The organism is Psychrobacillus sp. INOP01 (assembly GCF_018140925.1).
In the GTDB taxonomy this organism is placed as follows: Bacteria; Bacillota; Bacilli; order Bacillales_A; family Planococcaceae; genus Psychrobacillus.
This window is the reverse complement of record NZ_CP073315.1, coordinates 676,577-699,942: the sequence shown is the minus strand read 5'-3', so window position 1 is coordinate 699,942 and position 23,366 is coordinate 676,577. Positions and strand designations below refer to the sequence as shown.

23 protein-coding genes and 1 riboswitch are annotated in these 23,366 nt (G+C 35.0%); of the genes, 19 read left to right on the top strand and 4 right to left on the bottom strand.

The window, feature by feature from the left end:
- Nucleotides 1-68 precede the first annotated feature (68 nt).
- Nucleotides 69-266, bottom strand: a riboswitch (cobalamin riboswitch).
- A gap of 570 nt (nucleotides 267-836) precedes the next feature.
- Nucleotides 837-1,439 carry a 30S ribosomal protein S4 gene (rpsD, locus tag KD050_RS03530; protein WP_211894881.1) on the bottom strand — a complete coding sequence of 201 codons (603 nt, stop codon included), beginning with the start codon at nucleotides 1,437-1,439 and terminating at the stop codon, nucleotides 837-839.
- A gap of 363 nt (nucleotides 1,440-1,802) precedes the next feature.
- Here rpsD and KD050_RS03525 point away from each other — a divergent pair, with 363 nt between their 5' ends.
- The 9 genes from KD050_RS03525 (at nucleotide 1,803) to KD050_RS03485 (ending at nucleotide 9,797) form a co-directional block, all read left to right on the top strand.
- Entirely contained in the window at nucleotides 1,803-3,665 is a 1,863-nt protein-coding gene (locus tag KD050_RS03525) for a sensor domain-containing diguanylate cyclase (RefSeq protein WP_211894880.1), read from the top strand.
- A 71-nt stretch (nucleotides 3,666-3,736) separates the two neighbouring features.
- Entirely contained in the window at nucleotides 3,737-4,924 is a 1,188-nt protein-coding gene (gene megL, locus KD050_RS03520; protein ID WP_211894879.1) for a methionine gamma-lyase, read from the top strand.
- A gap of 181 nt (nucleotides 4,925-5,105) precedes the next feature.
- Nucleotides 5,106-5,552 (top strand): GNAT family N-acetyltransferase, encoded by a 447-nt coding sequence (locus KD050_RS03515; protein WP_370627166.1) that lies wholly within the window; start codon nucleotides 5,106-5,108, stop codon nucleotides 5,550-5,552.
- Nucleotides 5,553-5,648: 96 nt separating this feature from the next.
- On the top strand, nucleotides 5,649-6,224 hold the full coding sequence (locus tag KD050_RS03510) for an SMI1/KNR4 family protein (RefSeq protein WP_211894878.1): 576 nt from the start codon (nucleotides 5,649-5,651) through the stop codon (nucleotides 6,222-6,224).
- 125 nt (nucleotides 6,225-6,349) lie between these two features.
- Nucleotides 6,350-7,345, top strand: coding sequence for a zinc-dependent alcohol dehydrogenase family protein (locus tag KD050_RS03505; protein WP_370627218.1), 996 nt, complete (start codon nucleotides 6,350-6,352; stop codon nucleotides 7,343-7,345).
- 110 nt (nucleotides 7,346-7,455) lie between these two features.
- Nucleotides 7,456-7,737, top strand: coding sequence for a hypothetical protein (locus KD050_RS03500; RefSeq protein ID WP_211894876.1), 282 nt, complete (start codon nucleotides 7,456-7,458; stop codon nucleotides 7,735-7,737).
- A gap of 120 nt (nucleotides 7,738-7,857) precedes the next feature.
- Nucleotides 7,858-8,418 (top strand): AAA family ATPase, encoded by a 561-nt coding sequence (locus KD050_RS03495; protein WP_211894875.1) that lies wholly within the window; start codon nucleotides 7,858-7,860, stop codon nucleotides 8,416-8,418.
- 71 nt (nucleotides 8,419-8,489) lie between these two features.
- Nucleotides 8,490-9,029, top strand: coding sequence for a cysteine hydrolase family protein (locus KD050_RS03490; RefSeq protein ID WP_211894874.1), 540 nt, complete (start codon nucleotides 8,490-8,492; stop codon nucleotides 9,027-9,029).
- A gap of 114 nt (nucleotides 9,030-9,143) precedes the next feature.
- Nucleotides 9,144-9,797: an HAD hydrolase-like protein gene (locus tag KD050_RS03485; protein ID WP_211894873.1), complete on the top strand. Its 654-nt coding sequence runs from the start codon at nucleotides 9,144-9,146 to the stop codon at nucleotides 9,795-9,797.
- A gap of 367 nt (nucleotides 9,798-10,164) precedes the next feature.
- Here the strand turns inward: KD050_RS03485 and KD050_RS03480 are convergent, their stop codons facing one another.
- Entirely contained in the window at nucleotides 10,165-10,644 is a 480-nt protein-coding gene (locus tag KD050_RS03480; RefSeq protein ID WP_211894872.1) for a GAF domain-containing protein, read from the bottom strand.
- A gap of 16 nt (nucleotides 10,645-10,660) precedes the next feature.
- Nucleotides 10,661-11,458, bottom strand: coding sequence for a histidinol-phosphatase HisJ (hisJ, locus tag KD050_RS03475; protein WP_211894871.1), 798 nt, complete (start codon nucleotides 11,456-11,458; stop codon nucleotides 10,661-10,663).
- A 151-nt stretch (nucleotides 11,459-11,609) separates the two neighbouring features.
- Between hisJ and ezrA the strand changes: the two genes are divergently transcribed.
- The 6 genes from ezrA (at nucleotide 11,610) to rarD (ending at nucleotide 19,060) form a co-directional block, all read left to right on the top strand.
- Nucleotides 11,610-13,310 carry a septation ring formation regulator EzrA gene (gene ezrA, locus KD050_RS03470; protein WP_211894870.1) on the top strand — a complete coding sequence of 567 codons (1,701 nt, stop codon included), beginning with the start codon at nucleotides 11,610-11,612 and terminating at the stop codon, nucleotides 13,308-13,310.
- Between the two features lie 118 nt (nucleotides 13,311-13,428).
- On the top strand, nucleotides 13,429-14,562 hold the full coding sequence (locus KD050_RS03465; protein WP_211894869.1) for a cysteine desulfurase family protein: 1,134 nt from the start codon (nucleotides 13,429-13,431) through the stop codon (nucleotides 14,560-14,562).
- A 6-nt stretch (nucleotides 14,563-14,568) separates the two neighbouring features.
- Nucleotides 14,569-15,771: a tRNA uracil 4-sulfurtransferase ThiI gene (thiI, locus tag KD050_RS03460; protein WP_211894868.1), complete on the top strand. Its 1,203-nt coding sequence runs from the start codon at nucleotides 14,569-14,571 to the stop codon at nucleotides 15,769-15,771.
- Between the two features lie 82 nt (nucleotides 15,772-15,853).
- Nucleotides 15,854-16,057 carry an alpha/beta-type small acid-soluble spore protein gene (locus KD050_RS03455; protein ID WP_211894867.1) on the top strand — a complete coding sequence of 68 codons (204 nt, stop codon included), beginning with the start codon at nucleotides 15,854-15,856 and terminating at the stop codon, nucleotides 16,055-16,057.
- A gap of 386 nt (nucleotides 16,058-16,443) precedes the next feature.
- Nucleotides 16,444-18,021, top strand: a complete 1,578-nt coding sequence (mbcS, locus tag KD050_RS03450; RefSeq protein WP_211894866.1) for an acyl-CoA synthetase MbcS — start codon at nucleotides 16,444-16,446, stop codon at nucleotides 18,019-18,021.
- A 130-nt stretch (nucleotides 18,022-18,151) separates the two neighbouring features.
- Complete coding sequence (rarD, locus tag KD050_RS03445; RefSeq protein WP_211894865.1) at nucleotides 18,152-19,060, top strand: EamA family transporter RarD; 909 nt, start codon at nucleotides 18,152-18,154, stop codon at nucleotides 19,058-19,060.
- 210 nt (nucleotides 19,061-19,270) lie between these two features.
- Here rarD and KD050_RS03440 read toward each other — a convergent pair whose 3' ends face one another.
- Nucleotides 19,271-20,071, bottom strand: coding sequence for an NAD kinase (locus KD050_RS03440; protein WP_211894864.1), 801 nt, complete (start codon nucleotides 20,069-20,071; stop codon nucleotides 19,271-19,273).
- A 104-nt stretch (nucleotides 20,072-20,175) separates the two neighbouring features.
- On the opposite strand from KD050_RS03440, the gene sppA reads away from it, so the two are divergent.
- Genes sppA through KD050_RS03420 form a run of 4 tightly spaced genes read left to right on the top strand, consistent with a single transcriptional unit; the run spans nucleotide 20,176 to nucleotide 23,311 of the window.
- Nucleotides 20,176-21,189 (top strand): signal peptide peptidase SppA, encoded by a 1,014-nt coding sequence (gene sppA, locus KD050_RS03435; RefSeq protein ID WP_211894863.1) that lies wholly within the window; start codon nucleotides 20,176-20,178, stop codon nucleotides 21,187-21,189.
- Between the two features lie 12 nt (nucleotides 21,190-21,201).
- Entirely contained in the window at nucleotides 21,202-21,780 is a 579-nt protein-coding gene (locus tag KD050_RS03430) for an RDD family protein (protein WP_211894862.1), read from the top strand.
- A gap of 34 nt (nucleotides 21,781-21,814) precedes the next feature.
- Nucleotides 21,815-22,321 (top strand): thiol peroxidase, encoded by a 507-nt coding sequence (tpx, locus tag KD050_RS03425; protein WP_211894861.1) that lies wholly within the window; start codon nucleotides 21,815-21,817, stop codon nucleotides 22,319-22,321.
- Nucleotides 22,322-22,369: 48 nt separating this feature from the next.
- On the top strand, nucleotides 22,370-23,311 hold the full coding sequence (locus KD050_RS03420; RefSeq protein WP_235753911.1) for a class I SAM-dependent methyltransferase: 942 nt from the start codon (nucleotides 22,370-22,372) through the stop codon (nucleotides 23,309-23,311).
- The last annotated feature ends 55 nt before the right edge of the window (nucleotides 23,312-23,366 follow it).

Sequence of the window (23,366 nt, the reverse complement as noted above, 5' to 3'; positions counted from 1 at the left end):
AATAAGACTCAAAAATACAATTGCCTGTCCATCTATTTGCCGTAAATTCTCCTAGCTTCCGAAGAGAGTTAATACGATGGAATAGAGGTAGGTCTCCTGGCTCGTGTATCCTATTCAGAACCTTCCCATCTACTGGAGGCATTTTTCCTCGTTTGACAGTGGTATTTTCTGTAGTCATCTACACTTACAGTTGCGGAAACAGCTTCGGCTTTGCACCGAATTCCCTATTAAGCTCTTAAAAGAGCACCTTTATTCTGCAATTGTTATTCACTTAAGTTAAGTTTAGCATAAATTTTTTGTTTTCAAAATAGTTCGATAAGAAAAGAATAATTCTGTGGTTATCGCCCCGTCAAAAAAGCTATTAAATACAAAATCTTCCTGGAGGTTACTACTAATAAAAGAGAAATGGATATTTTTGCATCAAATACGTTAGTTGGAGTAAACTAATTGTTGGTTTCAAAACACTATTCCAGATGCATGGCGCAATTGGAAATGAGGAGAGAGGTAAAGAGTTCCTGAATAATGTTGAAAAAGGGAAGAGGAAAGTATACGAGTAAGTGATTATCTTGGAATATGATGGTGAAGTTATAAGCTCAATAACAGACACACGGTTTGTTGAGCATTCCAGCTTCCTGTTTATTGCTCAATTCCATCAACTAGGCTTAAATTTATACTTATCTATTCCAGTACATACGCCGCCAATAATTTTTACTAGCCCCAATAACCTGCTTTTTAATGCTTTATTCTGCATTGTTTAAAAAAGGAAAAAGCCCCCAAAACCTTGATAAACAAGGGTTTCGAAGGCTTTTAATATCACTCTTTGTAGAGCAATAAAATTAACGAGAGTAGAACTCAACGATTAAAGCTTCATTGATTTCAGCAGATAGTTCTCCGCGTTCTGGATTACGAACGAAAGTACCTACTTTGTTGTCTGCGTCAAAAGATAAGTATTCTGGTACGAAGTTATTAACTTCCATAGATTCGTTTACAACGTCAAGGTTTTGAGATTTTTCACGAAGAGAAATTTCTTGACCTGCTTTTAGACGGAATGAAGGAATATCAACGCGTTTACCATCAACCATAACGTGACCGTGGTTTACTAATTGACGTGCTCCACGACGTGTGCGAGCAAGACCTAAACGGTATACAACATTATCAAGGCGAGTTTCAAGAAGAATCATGAAGTTTTCACCATGTTTACCTGGCATTTTACCAGCTTTGTCAAATAGAGTACGGAATTGACGTTCGTTTACACCGTAAGTGTGACGAAGTTTTTGTTTTTCTTGTAATTGCATACCGTATTCTGTTAATTTTTTACGTTGGTTAGGACCGTGTTGTCCTGGTGCGTAAGGGCGTTTTTCTAATTCTTTACCAGTACCGCTTAGTGAAATACCAAGACGACGTGATAATTTCCATGATGGACCTGTATAACGAGACATGTATGTCTCCTCCTCTATGTTGGTTTTATTTTGTTGTAAAATAAGACCAGATGTATTCAGACTAGCAGACATTTTGTTTTCATGTATCATCGCCCTAGCAGCCGAGGGTTACGGGATACACCATCTATTAGTATAGAGGAACAAAATGAGCAATCTAGGCCATACAACTGCTGCATTTATTTTACACAAAGTCCATTGTAACTCTATATACAGTAATAGTCAAACAATATTATAATCCAAAAATAATTGCAAATATATTATAGACATAGAATGGATAAATAGGATAAAATATAGTTATATTGAATTATTCGGAACTATGATAAAAGTATCATAGTTGCTCTTGGAAAGCTGAGAGGTGAAGTAATGGAAAGCAAAGATAAGATTATCCATCTAAAAAGTGGTATTCTAGATATTTGGAATGAAAGCGTATTTACACACGAATCGAGTATTAAATGGTTTGAGGATTTGCAAAATATTTTATTTGAGTTTTTTGACATACAACAAGCAAAATACTTTATATATGATGCGGAAACCTTTTTACAGCTTTCATGGAATCATTCATTTACGAAAAAGCTCAATGCTATTAAATGGTCAGAGATCGAAACGTTTTTCTATGACAAAGACTTTATCGATGTGCACACACTTCAAATAAAACATTCTTCCAATAATGATGTAGCATTATTATTAAGAGATGTAGAACTACAGCCATTAGGATTAATCATAATGGAATCCACAGAAAAATGGAAAGAGTTTTCACAGACACCGCAACTAGATGAATTCATGCAAACAATTACCAAATTAGTAACAACCATTAAAAAGTCAGTATTCTTAACACAGCAGGAGAACCAGTATCGAAATTTGTTTAATGTAACGAAAATGTTTAATTCAACATTAGATATCGGTCAAATATTAGAAGGAACACTACACTCCATTCAAATAGCTTTTCCTAAATTCAAGTCCATACTTATCTTATCAAATGATCAGGATCGTAAAACGTCTGCTCCATATAAGTTATTCGATTATACAACAGAAAGAAATACTACGGTTGAGGCATATGTATCTGGTGAAATAACGACAGAGTTGGCTCAGGACTTAGGTGTTCGATTACTAAATATTCCGATCGTTGGAAAACAAGGAATCTACGGTATTTTACAAATTTCTGCCCCGCTAGATTACTTATTTTCGATCAGGCAAAAAGAATTTGCAATTTTACTCGCTGAAGCAGCGGGCAATGCCTTGGAAAATGCTAAGTTATATATTCAATCCCATCGATTGGTTTCCGATTTACAATTAATAAACGAAACGTCGCATAAGTTGAATATGAATTTGTCATTGGATGAGATGGTTATCTTTTTACGAAATCAGTTAATGAAGTTTTTCCAACCAGAGCACGTAGGTTTTGTATTTATAGAAAATGATGAATATAAAATTTCGCCAGCAAGTACCGAATTATTTCATACGATGGATGGACAACTATATATTCAATATATTACTAATCACTTTAAAACGGAGAAGGATTCTGTATTTATAGCAGATTTCAATCGTTTAACAGATTTAAAATATGAATACCGCTCTTTAGTGGCCATACCTTTAAAAGAACAAAGTAATATAACTGGATTTAGTATTATCATGCATAAGGAACCCTATTATTTCTCTTTTGACAATTACAAATTAATGCAGTCCTTGATACAACATTCGTCTCTAGCCATTAGCAATTCAAACTTAAGAAACAAGCTACAAAAAATGGTTGATCGAGATCATTTAACAAATCTTTTTGCAAGAAATTACTTGGATAGGTTTGTTGAAAAGGCGATGAAAACTGATGACCAAGGTGTCTTTGTACTTATTGATATTGATAATTTTAAACGAGTAAATGATACTCATGGCCATCAGATTGGTGATGAAATTTTAAAACAAATAGCGCGGGTTATACAAGGAATGATAAAAAATAAGGGAATAAGTGCAAGATGGGGTGGGGAAGAACTAGCCTTATACTTCTCTCATATGTCATTAGAACAAGGTATAGAAATGTGCGAACAGTTATTAATGACCATTCCTCAAAAGACCAACCCATCTGTTACAGTTTCTATTGGTGTATCCAACTGGCAACAAAGTGATGATTTAAGTTTTAATAATCTCTTCCATTATGCGGATACTGTATTGTATAAAGCAAAAAATAATGGTAAAAATCAACTTTGCGTTTATAAGGCATCTCACTCTTCTTGAGGGGGTGTCTTTTCTTTTTATAAAATTCCATGTACACTATATGTAAGCGTTTACAAAAAGGGGAGTATTCTATGAGTAATTCAAAGTTTTCTAAAGAAACATTGTATATCCATAAGGGGTTTAAAACAGCCGAGCACCACGATAGCCTTTCTGTTCCACTTTATCAGACGTCGACATTCGCATTTGACACAGCAGAGCAGGGGGAAAGACGTTTTGCTGGAGAAGAGTCAGGTGGAATTTATTCCCGATTAGGGAACCCTACCGTACAGGTATTGGAAGAACGAATTGCTGCGATGGAGTTAGGGGAAGGTGCACTAGCATTTGGCTCCGGTATGGCTGCGGTAAGTACTATTTTAGTCCACCTTACTAAATCAGGTGACCATATTCTTTGTACGAGGGGAATTTATGGTTGTACATTCGGACTGCTAAAAATATTGAAGGACAAATACAATATTTCACATGACTTTAAAGCTTTATTGACTGAAGAAGAGATAGAAAATGCAATTAAACCAAATACTACTTGTATATATATAGAAACACCGATTAATCCAACGATGGAAATTGTAGATATTGAGCTAATCACAAAAGTTGCTAAGAAACATGAAATTGCGGTCGTTGTTGACAATACATTCTCCTCACCATACTTACAAAACCCGATTGAGCTTGGAGCAGATTTTGTTCTTCACAGTGCCACGAAATATATTAATGGACACGGTGATGTCATCGCAGGAATTCTAGTAGGAAGAGATAAAGTGGAAATGGAGACAATTCGGGGCACTGTCCAAAAAGACTTTGGCGGTATCATTTCACCTTTCGATGCATGGTTATTAATACGAGGTTTAAAAACGTTGCATATCCGTATGGACAGACATTCGGAAAATGCTAGTAAAGTATTCGACTTTTTAAAGGCACATCCATCGGTTGAAAACATTTATTATCCATTTGATGTAGATAATCCTCAATATCATGTGGCGAAGAGACAGATGAAAGCTGCCGGTGGTCTCATTTCCTTCACTATAAAAGGGGGAGTGAAACAGGCGCAAAAGCTTATGAATGAACTAAGGTTGATAAAAATTGCCGTTAGTTTAGGAGATGCTGAAACACTGATCCAACATCCTTACACGATGACTCATTCGGTTGTACCTGAAAAAGAAAGATTAGAGATGGGTATAACAGGAGGCTTATTGAGGCTTTCAGTTGGGCTGGAGAACTCTAGTGATATCATAGAAGATTTACAGCAAGCCTTATCTAATGTGTAAAAAATGGAAGGAGAAGCCTCCTTCCATTTTTTAGTTAATCTTTTTCAAGTGATTTATATAAAAATGGAACCTTTTGAATATTCTAGCGTAATTCTAATAGAAGCTATTTTCATATTATGAATTTGAAACAGTTCACTTAATAGCAATCTATTTAGTAAGTGGAATGAAAGGGGAAGTATAATTGAAGATTAATTACCTTATTTTTAATTCGTTACCTGATGCTCTTTTATTAGATAGTGTTGTAGAATTACATACAAATATTTTTGGCACTTCCGATGATTTAATTAACAAAATGGGAAAAAAACATCGGTTATTAGTTATTACTGCTATGAGTGGTACAAAAGTTATTGGATATAAGATTGGATATGCATTAGACGATACTAAATTTTATAGTTGGCTAGGTGGGGTAGATACTAATTTTAGGGAATTTGGCATTGGCACTACCTTAATGGAAAAACAACACCAGTATTTAAGAGAAAAAGGTTATAGTGTTGTTCAAACAAAAACAATGAATAAATGGCGTAGCATGCTAATTTTGAACATAAAAAATGGATATGATGTTATAGATACATATACGGATACAAAGGGATTACATAAAATTATACTTGAAAAAAATTTGCGAAATTAGCATATGCATTAGCTAGGTGGCAGATTGGCAGAATTTATTACTTTCTCGTCGTAGTAATGTAATTTCTTTTAACAGCTAATTAGAAAGGGTGCTAATTTGAGAATAGATGAATTTATCGAACAATTTAATGAAAAATATCCTGATGTTGATCGTTTCGATACTGCTTCAGATGAAATGATTGCAACATATGAAGAAACACTTGGATATCGTTTGCCTGTATCATTTGTAAAGTTTCTGAAGGAATTCTCCAATGGTATTTTTTTATTGGATTGTGAACCCATTGGAGGTGTTAGTAAAGACTCTCCTTCTGGTGATATTTGCAAAGCCGATAGGATTACTCCAGACATTCCTAATGAGATTTTAGTAGTAGAAACTAAAGAGTGGATAGAATCTAAACGGCTTATATCCTTCACAATGTTCGATGCTGGTGACCATTCGAATAATCATTGGGTATTCATATATGAAGATAATGTTCCTGATCAAGAATACAGGGTTTGGTTTGTAAGCCAAATAGAACCGCGAATTGTAAAGGTTTTAGACAGTTTTGAAGAATGGTTAACATTATTATGGGAACACGATGATGAAGAGGATGAGAGAACCTATCCTGTATTCTACATACTTTTCCCATCGTATGATGAACGCTTAGAAATACTCTATGACTGGTTTGACTGAACAGCAGCATCGGGGTGTAAGTTGAGAATGGGATATGATATAGGAATGTAGACAAGTGGTTTTGGTACTCGTATTAAAGAAAATATAATTATGTAAATCTGGATTTATGTTAAGGAGACTATAAAATTTTGTATGCGAAATGTATTAAGTTCTATGAATTCGGTAGTCCTAAAAATGTTTTGAAAGTTGAGGATAAAAGAATTGAACGGCCTAAAGAAAATGAAGTAATTGTTCGAGTGTTAGCGCGACCTATAAACCCTTCAGACTTAATCTCAATAAGAGGGGCTTATTCCCATCGGATTTCTTTACCGAATACTCCAGGTTATGAAGGTGTAGGGATAGTAGAGGAAGTTGGTCCTTTAGTTTCTAAAAGTCTTATTGGGAAACGTGTTTTACCCTTACGCGGGGAAGGTACTTGGCAAGAACTTGTTAAGACCTCAGCAGAACTGGCCGTTCCTATACCCGACTCTATTGATGACTTTACGGCATCACAAATGTATATCAATCCAATTACAGCATGGGTGACTTGTACGGAAATTTTAAACTTAAGACCGAATGACATTTTGTTAGTTAATGCGTGTGGTTCTTCTATTGGGCAGGTTTTTGCTCAATTATCGAGGATAATAGGTTTTCGATTAATTGCAGTAACTAGAAACAATAAATATACAGAAGATTTACTTCGTCTTGGTGCGTCTTATGTAATAGATACTTCTAAGGTCCCTCTCTATGAAACAGTTATGGAATTAACAAATGGAGTTGGTGCAGATGCTGCTGTTGACTCTATTGGAGGTTTATCTGGAAACGAACTTGCTTTTTGTGTGCACCCTAATGGCAATTTTATAACCATCGGCCTTTTATCAGGGATACAAGTTAACTGGGCAGACATTGTAAATAATGCAAAGGTTAATGCTAATATATTTCATTTGCGAAATTGGAATAAAATTGTAACGGTAGATAAATGGCAGGAAACGTTTAGAAGCTTGATAAGGTTAATAGATGAGCAAAAATTAGGCTTGATGAGGGTAGATTCTAAATATGACTTGCTGAATATACAAGCGGCTATTGATGATGTTGAGTCTTCTAAAGAGAATAAGGGAAAAGTACTTCTAACAAGCTACTGAATAATGCGAAAGAAGGAGACTTATATATAGTTTATGTGATATCAGAAATAATCAGCAGTGTGACTTTTTATGATAATACATAGAGTCATATATAGAAACAGGGGTGTATTATGAAACCATTCAGTATACTTTCAATGGTATTTATCATTTTAGGACTTTTTTTCATTGCATTGAACTGGATAATCGAGGATTTTTCTGAACCTATCCTAATTATAGGAGCTATTTCTTTATTGATAGGTTGTGTGCTTAGTTATATAGCTATCTCTAAAAAGGAAAAAGGAAGTTTAAAGTTTATATCAATTGCTTCTTTTTTTATAATTCTATTTTTAGTTACTTGGTATGAACCTTTTCAGGTTCTTCGAATTATTACTTGGCTTAAAAATATCGCTTAGTAAGTGTGTGCGTTGATCCAAGAAGGATTAACGCTTTTTTGTAGAACATATTGAAATCGAGAAGTAGTATTCTATAAATAAATTTATAATAGGCTGATCTTTTCCAAGGAGGAAGGTAATATGAAAAAATTTGTTTTTATATTTGGACCACAAGCAGTTGGAAAAATGACTGTCGGCCAGGAGCTAGCAAAGGTAACTGGCTTAAAGTTATTTCATAACCATATGACAATTGATCTGCTAGAGCCACTGTTCGGATTTAGTCCGGAAATGTGGAGGTTAACACATCTATTTCGGCAGGAAATATTTAATTCATTTTCGAAAAGTATTAATAATGGGATGATTTTTACTAAGGTATGGTATTTTGATCGGAAAGAAGATTGGGATGATATAGACAATATGTGTCAAATCATGGCTTCTCAGGGGGCAGATATTTTTTTTGTAGAATTAGAAGCTAACGTTGAGGAAAGGTTAATACGAAATAAGACACCGCATAGACTTGAACATAAACCGACTAAAAGAAACATAGAGCAATCTGAACAACATTTACTAAGTACTCTAGAAAGTAGCAGGTTGAATTCTAAGAAAGGTGAAATTGACAAGGAAAATTATTTAAGAATAGATAACACTTATTTTAGTGCAGAAGAAGTCGCCCAAATAATAAAAAAAGAGTTTCAATTATAGTATTTTAAATAAACAAATAAGATGTATTATTGAAATGGTTTTTGTAAAAGAGAACAAAAGGGGAGAGTATTTTGACAAAGGAAGCACTATTAGTAATTGATGTTCAAAATGGAATGTTCCAAGAAGGAGATGAAGTATTCAAAGGAGATAGGCTATTACAAAATATAAATGATTTATTAATCCGAGCTCGGTCTATGGAGATAGCGATTTTTTATGTGCAGCATAATGAGTCCGTTGGTAAACCACTAGAACGTGGAACAAGTGGTTGGGAAATTCATTCTAGTATTTCTCCAAATAATGAAGATACTGTCATTCAAAAAACAACCCCTGATTCATTTTTTAATACCTCTCTAGATGAGGAACTGAAAAAACAAGGGATTGAACATTTGATTATTGTAGGCATTCAAACAGAAGTGTGCGTTGACACAACATGTAGAAGAGCTTTTAGTATGGGATATAAGGTAACGTTAGTTTCAGACACGCATAGCACATGGGATTCCAATGAACTAACTGCAGAGCAGATCATCAATCATCACAATAGCGTGTTGCGGTGGTTTGCTGATGTTTATCCGAGTAAAGAGATTAAAAATAGTGTGAAGTCTTGTCCTTAAGGGTGGGCAAAGGGCATAAATGCCACCTATGACTTTAGGAATCAATAAATTTAAAAATAGAATGTTGTTGAACTTAAAAAGAAATATAACAATGGTAAAAAGGGGAAGAAAGCAATGTTACAATCACTGATTTTTGATATGGATGGAACTCTATTTCAAACAGATAAAATTTTAGAATTATCACTTGATGATACTTTTAACCATTTACGGTCACTAAATAAATGGGATACAGCAACCCCTATTGATAAATACCGAGAAATTATGGGTGTACCTTTATCAAAAGTATGGGAAACTTTGTTACCTAATCACTCCAATGAAGAAAGAGAACTAACTGATGCTTATTTTCTGGAAAGATTAGTTGAAAATATAAAAAGCGGGAAAGGTGCTTTATATCCTAATGTAAAGGAAGTTTTCAGTTATTTAAAAGAGAATAATTGTTCAATTTACATAGCGAGTAATGGTTTAACGGAATACTTAAACGCAATTGTGAGTTATTATCATTTAGAAAATTGGGTTACTGAAACATTTAGTATTCAACAAATACAGACGCTGGATAAAGCGGATTTAGTTAAGACTATTATAAGAAAATATGATATAAAAAAAGCAGCGGTAGTCGGAGACCGTCTATCAGATATAAATGCGGCTAAAGATAATGGTTTAATTGCAATTGGGTGTAATTTTGATTTTGCGCAAGAAGATGAACTCGCTCAGGCTGATCTGGTAATAGATGACTTAATTGAATTAACTACAATTCTTCCTAAAATGTAAAATAACTTCTTCAAGAAAAGAAACCCAGTTTTTTAGTGGTAAAAAAGAGGAGAGTGTACATTAATAAGTCTATGGATTTCGGTGGAGTACTTGTATTGACTCTCCAAATCATTATCATTCTCTGTGGTGCGGTGTCTTGTATGGATGACTAACGCGGGGGAGTGGGGAAATATATTTAGAACAGTTTTATTTTTAGTATTTTCTTCACGTTGGCTTTTGTAGTAATGATTGTTATAACATTAGTTATATAAAATGTGTGATAGCACAACAAGAGTAGTAGATTATTACACTTACGGATATGTAGCTAATCAAGAACAAAAAAAGGACCTTTAAGTGGTCCTTTTTATGATCAAATATTCTAGATTTATTAAATATGCTTGATCAATATTTGGATAAATTGTTCCAAACCTTCTGCATCCTGCTCTGAAAATCGATCTTTTATAGGACTATCGATATCTAGGACCCCTACAAGTTCGCCACTTTTAACGATAGGAACTACAATTTCAGATTGTGAAGCAGCGTCACATGCAATGTGACCCGGATAGGCGTGTACATCAGGGACAATAACTGTTTCTTGTTTTGCAGCGGCTGCTCCGCATACCCCTCTACTTAGCGGGATTCTTACACATGCCGGTAATCCTTGGAATGGACCCAATACTAGCTCTCCATCTTCCATTAAATAAAATCCAACCCAATTAATCTGGTCAAAAAATTGATTTAATAATGCAGAAGCATTACTTAAATTTGCAATTGCATTTGTCTCTCCAGTTAATAGAGCGTCTAGTTGTTTGGAAAGCATATTGTAATTAGCTGCTAAGTCTTCTGAGTATGCTGATTTTGTGAACATATTTATTGTCTCCATTCTAAAGTAAGATATTTATTTCATTGTAAAATTGATGTAGATCTTTTGCTTGATGTGCATCCGATCCAAATACAAGAGGAATCTTGAGTTCCTTTGCTAGCTTTATATAAGGAAGCGGAGGATAAGTTTCTAAACAATAAGGCTTAGCTAAACCAGCGCTATTTACATCAAGTTCTAGCTTCTGATGTTTGATTTCATTCAAAATAGCTACTATATCTTCATCGTCTTGGACTACTTCGGTAAAGGCGTGCTGGAATTTGTGTACTAAGGTTATATGACCAATTCGCTTCGGTTTATAATTTCCAAGATTACTCGTTATTGAATCCATCAGTGTTTTATAATACAATTTATACACAGACATTGGGTTTCCAAGTCGATCGATGAATTCTAAAAATGTAGATTTAGAGAAGTCAATGCAAGTATAATCATCTTCGTATTTTAGAAAATGAACTGATAAAATAGAGTCATCTAAGTATTTTCCATATGTATTTAAGAAAGAAGTAGTATTTTGTTCAAACCCGGTTATAAAATCAATTTCTAAGCCTGTAGAAATAACAATATCTTGGTTATATTCTTTTTTCAACTTTTGTAACTCGTAAATATAAGATTCTAATTGGTTCATGCTCATCCCACTGTCTTTATTTGGTGTTGGGTCTAAAAAACCAAAAGGTAAGGGTGCATGCTCCGTAAAGGTAATTTCCCCAAAGTCACTTTGAATCGCTTGTTCAATATACATATGAAAAGAATCTTCTGTCCCATGTGGACAATAGGGTGTGTGGATATGACCATCCTTTTTCAAAAGAAATCAGCCTCCAAATTATAGAAATATAAGATTTTTTACGAATTAATTGTTTTTCTCTTGTTTTATGAAACAATAACATAAAAAGCATGGTAAGATATAGAGTAACATTGGAAATAGAACTTTTTGAATTTGGAACAGGGGGCTTACGATGAAGTATATCATCCCAGCAGTCATTATACTTTTAGTAATTGCAATTTTTGCATTTATCATAAGACGAAAACATAACGCGGAAATAGAAAGACTAGAACATGAGAAACATCAAATTCAAAACAAACCAATTTTAGAAGAAATGACAAAAGTGAAACAACTGAATATGAATGGTCAAACAGAGGAAATGTTTGAAAGATGGAGAAATGCATGGACTGAGGTAATGGATGTCCATATGCCAAAAATCGACGTTCTTTTATTTGATGCGGAAGAAAGTATAGATAGATTTATCTTTCCAAAAGCGACGAAAATTGAAAAAGAAATTCAAATTTTAATATCCCTTTGTGATAAAAAAATGTCCGAAATTTTGAACGAACTCGAAGATCTAATCGGTAGTGAAGAAAAAAATCGTATCGAGATGGAGCAACTTAAAGAGCAGTATCGTACAGCTAGAAAAACACTTCTTGCTCATCAGCATTCCTTTGGGGCAGCAGTGAATGCGCTGGAGCAAAAGCTAGAATCCTTCATTCCGCAGTTTGAGGAATTTGATCGACTAACGGATACAGGAAATTATTTAAGTGCTCGAGAACTTGTTATTACAGTTCAAGGTGAAGGTCAAAAATTCTTCCCTAAATTACATGATATTCCTGCAGTGTTATCCGAAATTCAACATAAAATTCCAGCCATTATTCATGAATTACGTAATGGACAAAAGGAAATGGAAGAGAGTTCTTATTACTTGCAACACCTTGAAATGAATAAAAAATTAGATTCAATAGAGGCGGAACTTGTAGAGCTAAAACAAGCAATAATTGAACTGAATGTCGGTAAAACAATTAGTAGAGTAGAAGAATTAAAAGATGAATTAGACACTTTCTATGATTTGTTGGAAAAAGAAGTACTTGCAAAAAAATATGTAGATCAATACAAAGAACAAACCGGTACACGTTTAAGGGAAGTTACATCTGTTACACGTGCTGTTAGTGAAGAAGCTGCTTATGTACAGCAAAGCTATCGTCTACCCGAAAAAGAGGCGGAAATTCCACAAAGCTGCTTAAAAGAGCTAGAAGAATTAGAGAAAAAGTATGAGTTGCTTTCTAGCCGGGTAGAGGAAGAACAATCTGCATACTCAAGCCTACAAGAAGAGTTAAATGAAATTGCTGAAGAAATTGATCGACTATACGAAGAACAGGACCGATTTGCAAATCGCTTGAAAAACCTTCGTATTGATGAGAATAGTGCACGTGAAAAACTAGATGAGCTGAAAGGTATGTTACATGATACTGACCGAATGCTACAAAAAGCCAATATACCTGGAATTCCAGAGGATATGGACGTTCGTTTAGAAGAAGCAGAAGAGCATATTTATGTAGCAATGCAAAGCCTTCAGGAAGTGCCTCTAAATATGTCGTTAGTAGATAATTATTTGGAAAAAGCAGAGGCATGTATGGAGGAAGTACATAACAGAGCGAAAGAAATGCTAGAAAATGTGTTGCTAACAGAAAAAATTATTCAGTATGGTAACCGCTACCGTGCAAGTCATCCGCAAGTCCACGCAAGACTATTAGAAGCAGAAGAAGCATTTAGACAATTACGTTATTCTAAGGCTTTAGAGGATGCAGCGACAGCGGTGGAAGAGGTAGAGCCGGGTGCTTTAAAGAAAATTGATGCATTAGTGAAAGAAGAAGCTTTGCGTACATAATCATACGATTTAAAAACAGTATGAAATTGTAGATGTTTGAAAATCAAATTTTGTATACAAACGTGAACCACCTCACTATGTGACGGTGGTTTTTTTCCGAAAAGGAGTGTTCTTATAAATGATCTATTTTGATAATAGTGCGACGACAAAGGTACATCCAGAGGTACTGAGTACATTTGTTTCCGTAAACGAAAAGTTTTGGGCAAATCCAGCTTCCATTCATACGTTTGGACATCAGACAAATGAATTGTTACAATCTGCTAGAGAACAAATTGCAGACATACTGAAAACTTCGTGTGAAAAAATATATTTTACATCAGGTGGAACAGAGTCAAATAACCTAGCGATATTTGGTCTTGCTCATAAATATAAGCATCGAGGGAAGCATGTACTAATCTCTGAAATTGAGCATCCTTCTATTATAGAGGCAGCCAAAAAATTGAAAGAGCAAGGATTTGAGGTTGAATGGATCCCCGTAGACACAGAAGGAATCATTTTGTTGGAGTCAGTTAGAAAACACCTCCGAGATGATACTGTATTGGTAAGTGTCATGCATGTGAATAATGAAACAGGGGCAATTCAACCAATCGAAGAACTTTCTAAAATTGTAAGAGAACAAAGCAGAGCACTTATTCATATGGATGCAGTTCAAAGTTTTGGGAAAATACCGGTTAATTTTATGCATCTTAATGTTGATGCTATAACCATCTCTTCTCATAAAATACATGGATTAAAGGGTTCAGGATTACTTGCTTTAAAAAAATTCATCGAAATTGAACCGATATTATACGGTGGTGGACAGGAATCAGGTATTCGCAGTGGTACAACTTCTGTGCCTTTAGCGGTCTCTACAGCGAAAGCAATGAGACTTGCTATGGAAGATCTGGATAGTAAAGCTGCGAAATTACAAAGCATGTCAGATGATTTAATGGAATATTTACATTATTTCCCTTTTATTAAAGTGATAACTCCGGCTAAGAAAGCACCACATATAATTTCATTTTCGGTGAAAAAAATTAAAGGAGAGGTACTGATCAATGCGTTACAGCAACATGATGTCATTGTTTCCACTAGTAGTGCATGCTCTTCAAGACAAACGAAAACAAGTCATGTGCTTAAAGCTATGCACATTTCAGACGACTATATAAAAGGTGTATTGCGTATAAGTCTCAGCACTATTAATACCCAACAAGAAATAGACCAATTTAAAATTGTATTCAAGCATGTAATGAATGTAATTAAAGGAGATTAAAAAAGCATGAAATGGGAAAAAATATTAGTACGTTATGGTGAATTATCCACCAAAGGAAAAAATAGAAAGCAATTTATATCACATTTACGCAATAATATAAGGTTTTCTTTTGTGGATTTGCCTAATATTAAGATTCAGGCTGAAAGAGATCGCATGTTTTTAACATCATCCGATGATTCGGAAATTCATGCGTTAATAGAACGATTGCCTAAAATATTTGGTATTCAATCATTTAGTCCAGTAGCTTCCTGTTCAAAAGATTTAGATGATATTCAAGCAACAGCACTCAAAATAATGGACAGCTTAGAAAGCCAAGATAAAACATTTCGTGTTACCGTAAAACGTTCAGATAAGTTTTTCCCGCTTGATACATATGAGCTGCAAAGCGTGGTAGCGAGCAATGTATTAAGACAATTTACGACTTTAAAAGTTCAAATGAAAAAGCCAGAAATAGATTTGCGAATTGAAGTGTTAAATGATGCTGTATATATGATGGCGCAAGTAATTCCTGGTGCAGGTGGAATGCCTCTTGGTTCAAATGGTCGTTCCTTATTGATGTTATCAGGTGGAATTGACAGCCCTGTTGCTGGATATATGCTTTTAAAACGTGGTGTTCGCCTCGATGCAATTCATTTTCATAGTCCACCTTTTACAAGTGAACGGTCGAAAGAAAAAGTGATGGATCTTGCAAATCAGTTAAGCCACTTTGGGGCAACTGTAAGACTGCATGTTATACCTTTTACAGATATTCAACAAAGTATACAAGCTCAAATACCTGAAAACGTATCAATGACTACTACTAGACGCTTAATGATGAAAATTGCAGATCTCGTTCGTGAGGAAATAGGAGCTTTAGGAATTGTGACTGGCGAGAGCTTAGGTCAAGTTGCAAGTCAGACGTTGGAAAGTTTAACTGCGATTAATGCTGTTACATCTACACCAATCTTCAGACCACTAATCTCAATGGATAAGTTAGATATTATTGATATTGCCCGGGAAATTGGAACGTACGAAACTTCCATATTGCCTTACGAAGACTGTTGTACTATCTTTACACCATCCTGTCCAAAGACTAAACCGAAGCTTGAAAAAGTGGAATACTACGAGAGCTTTAAAGATTTTGAAGAATTAATAACAGAAGCTGTGCAAAATAGAGAAGTTCTTTCGTTCCCAATGAAAAAGTCGAATGATTTTTCGAATCTGCTTTAACAACTGACAAAAAATACCTTTTCTTCTCTGTGTATGAATTAGATGAAAATGAACAATCTAATTTCACAAGGAGGTGAGGAACATGCCAAACAATAATAGCTCAAACCAACTTCTAGTACCAGGTGTAAGACAAGCACTAGATCAAATGAAATATGAGATCGCTCAAGAGTTTGGAGTACAACTTGGTGGTGAAGCATCATCGCGTGCCAACGGATCCGTAGGCGGAGAAATTACAAAGCGATTAGTTGCCCAAGCCCAACAACAAATGAACGGATTTCAAAAATAAGTGAACACAAAAACCGGTAGCTTAGGCTACCGGTTTTTTTTATAATGTGGAGCATACATACATCCGAAAGTAACACGTAACCTAGAGACAGAATTCCGTAGTCTTAGGGAGATAAAGTAACTATAAAGTAACTTACAATCGGAGAGGGATTTTATGAGTGATAAGTTTGAAATATAGAATTTGTTTTTAGGATGATTGGTCACTAAAAGGGAGAAATGATCTCGCATGCATCACAACATCAAATTCATCTGTATTATTAAACCATTTTTGAATATAATTCCCTCCCGTAAAACTAAAGTAGAGAAATATCTGAAAGTTAAAACTTTTGTTTACTAAAACTTGTAGATTTCCTCTATAATTAAAAGAGTGAAAAGGAGGAAGTCAAAATGAATAAACAAGATTTAATAGCCCCAGAACATTATAACCTCGTAACAGAATTTGAAAAGTATGCTGTAGATGAAAAAAAATTAGCGCTAATATGGGAATCTGATGATGGACAGCAGAAAAAAAGTACATACAAAAATTTAATACAGAAAGCTAATAAAATTGCCAACCTGTTCACCCGTAAAGGCCTCCAAAAAGGTGACGTTGTATTAATAATGGTACCTCGTTTGATAGAAGCTTATGAAATATATATAGCTGCGCTAAAGGCTGGTCTAGTTGTAATACCAAGTTCTGAAATGCTTCGTGCAAAGGATATAGAATATCGATTGACACATAGTGAAGCAAAGGCAATTATTGCATATGAACCATTCCTTGATCAATTTGAAGAAGTACGCAACTTAGATGATCAACTATTATTTGTAATCGGCAATAAGAAAGATAATTGGATTTCGTTGACGGAAGAGATACAAGCTGAATCAGATGAATTTCAAACAATTGATACATTAAAGGATGACATGGCATTCCTTTCCTACACAAGTGGTACGACTGGAAATCCTAAAGGTGTTGTCCATACACATGGCTGGGCTTTTGCGCATTTACGCACCTCTGGACCAAACTGGTTGGCAATTCAAGAGGGAGATGTTGTGTGGGCAACAGCAAGTCCAGGCTGGCAAAAATGGATTTGGAGTCCTTTCTTAGCTACGTTAGGTAGTGGTGCAATCGGCTATGTTTATAACGGGAAGTTTGAACCTAAAACATACCTTAAAATTATACAAGAGAAGAAAGTTAATGTTCTTTGTTGTACGCCTACCGAGTATCGAATTATGGCTAAAGTAGATAATTTAAACGAGTATAATCTTACTTCACTTCATAGTGCTGTTTCTGCAGGGGAACCGTTGAATCGAGAGGTAATTGAAACTTTCGATAAAGTATTTGCTTTAGAGGTCCGAGATGGCTATGGCCAAACTGAAAATACGTTACTTGTAGGAACGATGAAGGGCATGGAGGCAAGACCTGGTTCAATGGGCAAACCAACGCCAGGAAATACAGTTGATATTATCAATGACTTAGGTCAAATTTGTGCCTCTGGAGAAGTTGGAGATATAGCTGTTCATCTAGAAACGCCAGCATTATTTAAAGAATACTTAAAAGATCCTGAAAGAACCTCTATGCAATTTAGAGGAGATTACTATATTACAGGTGACCGGGCGAAAAAGGATGAGGATGGTTACTTCTGGTTTGAAGGCCGTCGAGACGATATTATTATCAGTTCAGGATACACAATTGGACCATTTGAAGTAGAAGATGCATTGACGAAACATCCAGCAGTGCAAGAATGCGCTGTAGTCGGAACACCACACCCGGAAAGAGGAAGTATTGTTAAAGCATTTGTTGTATTACGTGATGCATCTATAGTAGGTTCTGAGGAGTTAATAAAAGAATTACAAAATCATGTGAAACAAATAACCGCTCCTTATAAATATCCAAGGGAAATCGAATTTATCGAGGAATTACCAAAAACAACATCTGGGAAAATTAGAAGATTAGATTTACGGCAGAAAGAACAAAGTAAAAAGTAAGTTTATGAGTTAAAACCTAATAAGAAAACACGAAGAGAAATTATCTCTCCGTGTTTTCTTATTTACTTTAACGATTTAAAGCAATATAATAGTTTAATATTTCGAGTCACAAAGTAAAGAGGTGTTCTAATTGAAAACGGAAGAAAAACAAGGAATCATATTTGTAGTACTGGCATATGTTTTATGGGGTTTTATGCCAATATATTGGAAGCTATTAGAGCATGTTTCAAGTGATGAAATACTCTCAGGTAGAGTAATTTGGTCATTTATATTTACACTGATGTTAGTAATAGTGGGAAGAAATTTTAAACAGCTGAAAGTAGATCTGAAGGACTTATGGGCAAACCAAAAATCTTTCTGGGGCCTTTTTGTAGCTTCTTATCTAATAACAGGAAATTGGTTTACATACATATATGCAGTGAATGCTGGTTTTATCGTACAGACAAGCTTAGGATATTACATAAATCCATTACTTTCCATATTACTAGGAATTGTATTTTTAAAAGAAAGATTATCTAGAGCGCAACAGCTTTCTGTGCTGCTTGCTGCTGTTGGTGTAATTATTTTAACTGTTTCTTATGGTGAAGTTCCTTGGATAGCGTTTACGCTTGCTATTACATTTGCCTTATATGGTCTGATAAAGAAAAGTATCAAAATTGATGCCCTTCGAGGATTAACAATTGAAACTTTTTTTGTTTTTCCTGTTGCGCTAGTCTATTTTGTCTATCTAGTAATATCAGATAAAGCGGTATTTTTTACATCAAATGCGCCTACAGTTATCCTACTTATATTCACAGGTGTTGCTACTGCTGTACCATTAATATTATTTGCTAAGGGAACAAAATCAATGCCGCTATATATGTCAGGATTTTTTCAGTACATAGCACCTACGATTATGCTACTAGTTGGGGTATTGTTATATGATGAGGCGTTTAGCAAAATAGAGTTTCTATCTTTTTCATGTATTTGGCTTGCGTTGATTTTGTTTACAATCTCTAAAATAATGGAAGTAAGAAAAGCGATGGAAGACCTGAAGTAAGATGCGCAATTTGCAGAGGGGAAGTCAGTCTAACTTCACAACATCTTGTCATAACGATTGATTGATTCGCATCTTGCGGTCCTACAATAAGTCTGATGTGGTAGAGCTGTTGGTTCTGAAGTTGGACAGATATAGAGTAAAAATTATATAATTTCTTGTTTATTGAAAAAACAGATAGCTCCGTTACAAAACGAAGCTATCTGTTTTAAATTATAAAAACGATCTTTTCACTTTTTCCCAATAACTATTATTCTTCATTTTAACAGTCTTGATGATTTTATCACTTAAACAGATAGATACATTTTCTACATGCTGAATACTAAGTGCTTCGTTGTCCGTGCTCATTGAAGGATAATCATTCCAGTCCTTATGTAAGCGAAGTTCTAGTGTTCTCTGACCACTTAATATAAAGGATGAACCGAGAGTTCTATATTCATTACTATTAACTGAAGCTATTTCTGCAACTTGAATACAGGGCAGTAGAGGGTCAACCACCGCACCGTTTAATGATTTATTATAACCCGAGCTACCTGTTGGAGTGGAAATTACCATTCCATCACCTCTAAAGGACTCAAAGTGCTTCTGATCAATAATTATATCTAAAACAAATGCTTTAATAATGTTCGATCGAATCGTAAACTCATTTAAACATAAAAATTTAGGGTGATTATTTACCGAAATTTCTAGCAATGGGTATTTGCGAACTTGAATGTTCTTCGTAAGAACTGCTTCAGCCATAGCTTCTATATCATCTGCTAAAAAATCACAGTACATGCTGAGGGTATCTGTTGTAGAAATACCGGCATACAAACAATCCTGTCTAAATCCAGTTTTACGGACTGCTTGTAAAAAAGAACCGTCCGTGCCGATGCTTACAATTATTGAAGCATGCTGTGAGTCTTCAACTACCGTAAAACCATGACTATGTATTGCTTCTGCGATTCTGTCTTTTCTTTGCAAAGATTTTGTGTCATTCTTAGTATATAAATATATTGCGTTTTTGGAGGCCATAAACATTCTCCTTTACTATTGTATATATTTATTTTACCATTTCGTGAAACATTTAGATATTTTTTACGTATGTAAAGAGAAGTATTAAAGGAGGAATTGTACATATGAATATGAAACGCTGGTTTGCTATTTTAGGAGCATCATTATTATTGCTTATTTCGATTTTCGTCAATACCGTCTCCACTGCGTTTACAACAGATTGGACATCGTATTTAGATGAATTTGCATCTGCTTCTAGCCAAGATTTTTTTGAAACGGTTTTAGAAGAAGGTAGTATGAACGAACGAATCGCATTACTTACGGTGGATGGGGTCATTCAAGATACGGGTAGTGCAACCTCACTTTTTGCAGCTGAAGGGTATAACCATCAATTTTTCCTACAGCAATTAGAGCAAGCGAAAGTGGATGACACGGTAAAAGCAATTGTATTACAAGTAAATTCACCTGGTGGTGGTGTTGTCGAATCAGCGCAAATTTATAAAGAAATCATAGAACTTCAAGAAGAAACTGAAAAACCAATATATGTTTCTATGGGAAGTATGGCAGCATCTGGTGGTTACTATATATCCGCACCTGCTGATAAAATATTTGTTAATAAAGAGACGATGACAGGGTCCATTGGTGTCATCATGCAAAGTGTTAACTATGGTAAATTAGCAGAAAAATACGGTGTCGAATTTGTAACGATTAAATCAGGACCATACAAAGATATTATGAGTCCTACAAGAGAAATGACAGAGGCAGAAAGAGCTATGCTTCAAGAAATGCTAAACGACTCTTATGAGGACTTCGTTGATATTATAGAAAAAGGTAGAAATATGACGGAAGCGGAAGTTAAGAAAGTTGCTGACGGACGAATTTTAAATGGTCGTCAAGCAATCGAAGCTGGATTAGCTGATAATTATGGATTTTTAGAGGATGCAGTTCAAGCTATAAAAACAGACTATAACTTAGAGAAAGCAGAAGTATTTGAATATGGTTACTCACAAAGCTTTGCTTCATTATTTGCTGTGAAAGCCCAATCTTTCTTAGGTTTAGATATGGAATCCAAACTCATTGCACAGTTAATCACGGAAAATAGCTCGCCAAAAATGATGTATTTATACGGGAATGAATAAGGAGGGTTTAAGATGAGTGAATTTGTACAACCAGAAGACCAAAATGTGCAAGCGAACACCTCTGCAACCCAGCAAGTAATTGTTCATCGAACTGCACAATATGGACAGAAGGCTGCGGGCTTTTGGATTCGTTTTTGGGCATATACAGTAGATCTTCTCGTTTTAGCTTCTATTGGTATGTTATTGATCAAACCTATATTTCGTTTGTTTTCATTCGAGTTAAATAATCCTGAATGGTATGCGCCATTTACTGTTATTACAGCAGTTATCTTCTATGCGTATTTTGTGTTGATGACTAAGCTATGTAGCCAAACTGTTGGAAAGATGATATTTGGCATTCGTGTAATATCGAAAGAAGGTGAAAAACTAAAATGGGGTACTGTTATATTTAGAGAATGGATTGGCCGATTAATATCTGTTATTCCGTTGAATATTCCCTATCTAGTCGTAGCTTTCACACCTAAAAAACAAGGTGTACATGATTTTATAGCTGATACATTAGTCGTTCATGAATCGGTATATGATTTAAAAGAGAAAGTCACATATGAAAATGCTATTGCAAAAGAGTTGCATGAGCCGAACGTATTCTAGTAAGATGAAGGTATGAAAAAGGAGGCTACATTTTATGGCACAAGTAACATTCAAAAATAATCCTGTAACATTAGTTGGTAAAGAAGTGGTAGTTGGAGAAAAGGCACCGGACTTTTCAGTGCTAGCAAATGATTTATCACCCGTAACCCTACAAGATTCAACTGGTAAAATTCGTTTAATCAGTGTAGTTCCTTCCCTAGATACTGGAGTTTGTTCTACACAAACTAACAAATTTAACTCAGAGGCTGCTAGTTTAGGTGACGATGTAGCAATTTTAACTGTTTCAATGGATTTACCTTTCGCGCAAAAACGTTGGTGTGGTGCTAATGCTGCTGATGCAATTCAAACTTTATCTGACCACCGTGATGCTTCATTCGGAGAAGCTTACGGAGTACTTATGCAAGAATTACGCTTATTAGCTCGTTCTGTATTTGTAGTAGATAAAAACGATGTTGTAACTTATGCTGAGTATGTTGGAGAAGGAACGGATCATCCAAATTATGAAAAAGCATTAGAAGCGGTAAAAGCATTAACAAACTAATTAACTAAAATAATGCAAGCCCACTCTGAAGAAGGAGTGGGTTTTACTATGAGGGATACTATGCACACACATGTTGAACAAATTTTTAAGTATATTGATCAAGAGAGCGGTTTTATCGAAAATGAGGCTTCTGCTACGTATTTAGAAGGCGTCGTATATGCTCTAGAACTTTGGCTATCTGATAAAAAGAGACCATCTATTCTAAATGCAGATAAAGAACAAATTCGCAAAGCCATTCAATTAGCTATTTTAAAAGGCATGAAGAAGTCTGCACAGGTTAATCATCAGATGACCCCAGACGCTATCGGACTATTGGTAAGTTATTTTGTAAAAGAAATGACAAAAAATAAAAAAGAACTGTCGATTTTGGACCCAGCACTTGGAACAGGAAATTTGTTGTATACAATTATGAATGCATTACCGACAGAAAACTATGCATTTGGTGTAGAAATTGATGAACTGTTAATCCAGCTGGCTGCACAAACTGGTGAACTTCTTACGCATGACATCCAATTATTTAGACAGGATGCTTTAAAGCCGCTTCTAATCGACCCTGTGGATATTGTCGTAAGCGACTTACCTGTTGGATATTATCCGGATACAGAAACAGCACAGGATTACTTCCTGCATAGTTTGGAGGAAATGTCCTATGCTCATCATTTATTTATCGAGCAATCGATGAAGCATGTAAAACCGGGCGGCTATCTATTCTTTTTAGTGCCAGATACTATATTTGAATCGAAACAGGCACCGAAACTTCATGAATTCATCAAGGAAAATGGTTGGATTCAAGCAGTCATTCAGTTTCCAAATTCTATTTTTAAAACAAAGGGACAAGAGAAAAGCCTTTTGATATTACAAAAGAAAAGTGATGATTTGAAAGCGCCGAGAGAGGTTCTATTAGCGAAGGTTCCAAACATGATGAACAAAGAAGCCATGGAACTATTTTTGAAAAAGATCGAAATTTGGCAAGAAGAGAATATGAAGTAAGTTGCTAGCTCCTTCCTTGAACGGTACAATTAAAGTACTAGTTCAACGAAGGAGC

Bases quoted from the DNA above. Each gene is read 5' to 3' on its own strand.
- KD050_RS03430 (WP_211894862.1), top strand. From the start codon at position 21,202: ATGAGTGAATTTGTACAACCAGAAGACCAAAATGTGCAAGCGAACACC.
- KD050_RS03525 (WP_211894880.1), top strand. From the start codon at position 1,803: ATGGAAAGCAAAGATAAGATTATCCATCTAAAAAGTGGTATTCTAGAT.
- KD050_RS03500 (WP_211894876.1), top strand. From the start codon at position 7,456: ATGAAACCATTCAGTATACTTTCAATGGTATTTATCATTTTAGGACTT.
- KD050_RS03495 (WP_211894875.1), top strand. From the start codon at position 7,858: ATGAAAAAATTTGTTTTTATATTTGGACCACAAGCAGTTGGAAAAATG.
- KD050_RS03485 (WP_211894873.1), top strand. From the start codon at position 9,144: ATGTTACAATCACTGATTTTTGATATGGATGGAACTCTATTTCAAACA.
- sppA (WP_211894863.1), top strand. From the start codon at position 20,176: ATGAATATGAAACGCTGGTTTGCTATTTTAGGAGCATCATTATTATTG.
- mbcS (WP_211894866.1), top strand. From the start codon at position 16,444: ATGAATAAACAAGATTTAATAGCCCCAGAACATTATAACCTCGTAACA.
- KD050_RS03440 (WP_211894864.1), bottom strand. From the start codon at position 20,071: ATGGCCTCCAAAAACGCAATATATTTATATACTAAGAATGACACAAAA.
- rpsD (WP_211894881.1), bottom strand. From the start codon at position 1,439: ATGTCTCGTTATACAGGTCCATCATGGAAATTATCACGTCGTCTTGGT.
- thiI (WP_211894868.1), top strand. From the start codon at position 14,569: ATGAAATGGGAAAAAATATTAGTACGTTATGGTGAATTATCCACCAAA.
- megL (WP_211894879.1), top strand. From the start codon at position 3,737: ATGAGTAATTCAAAGTTTTCTAAAGAAACATTGTATATCCATAAGGGG.
- KD050_RS03455 (WP_211894867.1), top strand. From the start codon at position 15,854: ATGCCAAACAATAATAGCTCAAACCAACTTCTAGTACCAGGTGTAAGA.
- KD050_RS03465 (WP_211894869.1), top strand. From the start codon at position 13,429: ATGATCTATTTTGATAATAGTGCGACGACAAAGGTACATCCAGAGGTA.
- KD050_RS03480 (WP_211894872.1), bottom strand. From the start codon at position 10,644: ATGTTCACAAAATCAGCATACTCAGAAGACTTAGCAGCTAATTACAAT.
- ezrA (WP_211894870.1), top strand. From the start codon at position 11,610: ATGAAGTATATCATCCCAGCAGTCATTATACTTTTAGTAATTGCAATT.
- tpx (WP_211894861.1), top strand. From the start codon at position 21,815: ATGGCACAAGTAACATTCAAAAATAATCCTGTAACATTAGTTGGTAAA.
- KD050_RS03420 (WP_235753911.1), top strand. From the start codon at position 22,370: ATGAGGGATACTATGCACACACATGTTGAACAAATTTTTAAGTATATT.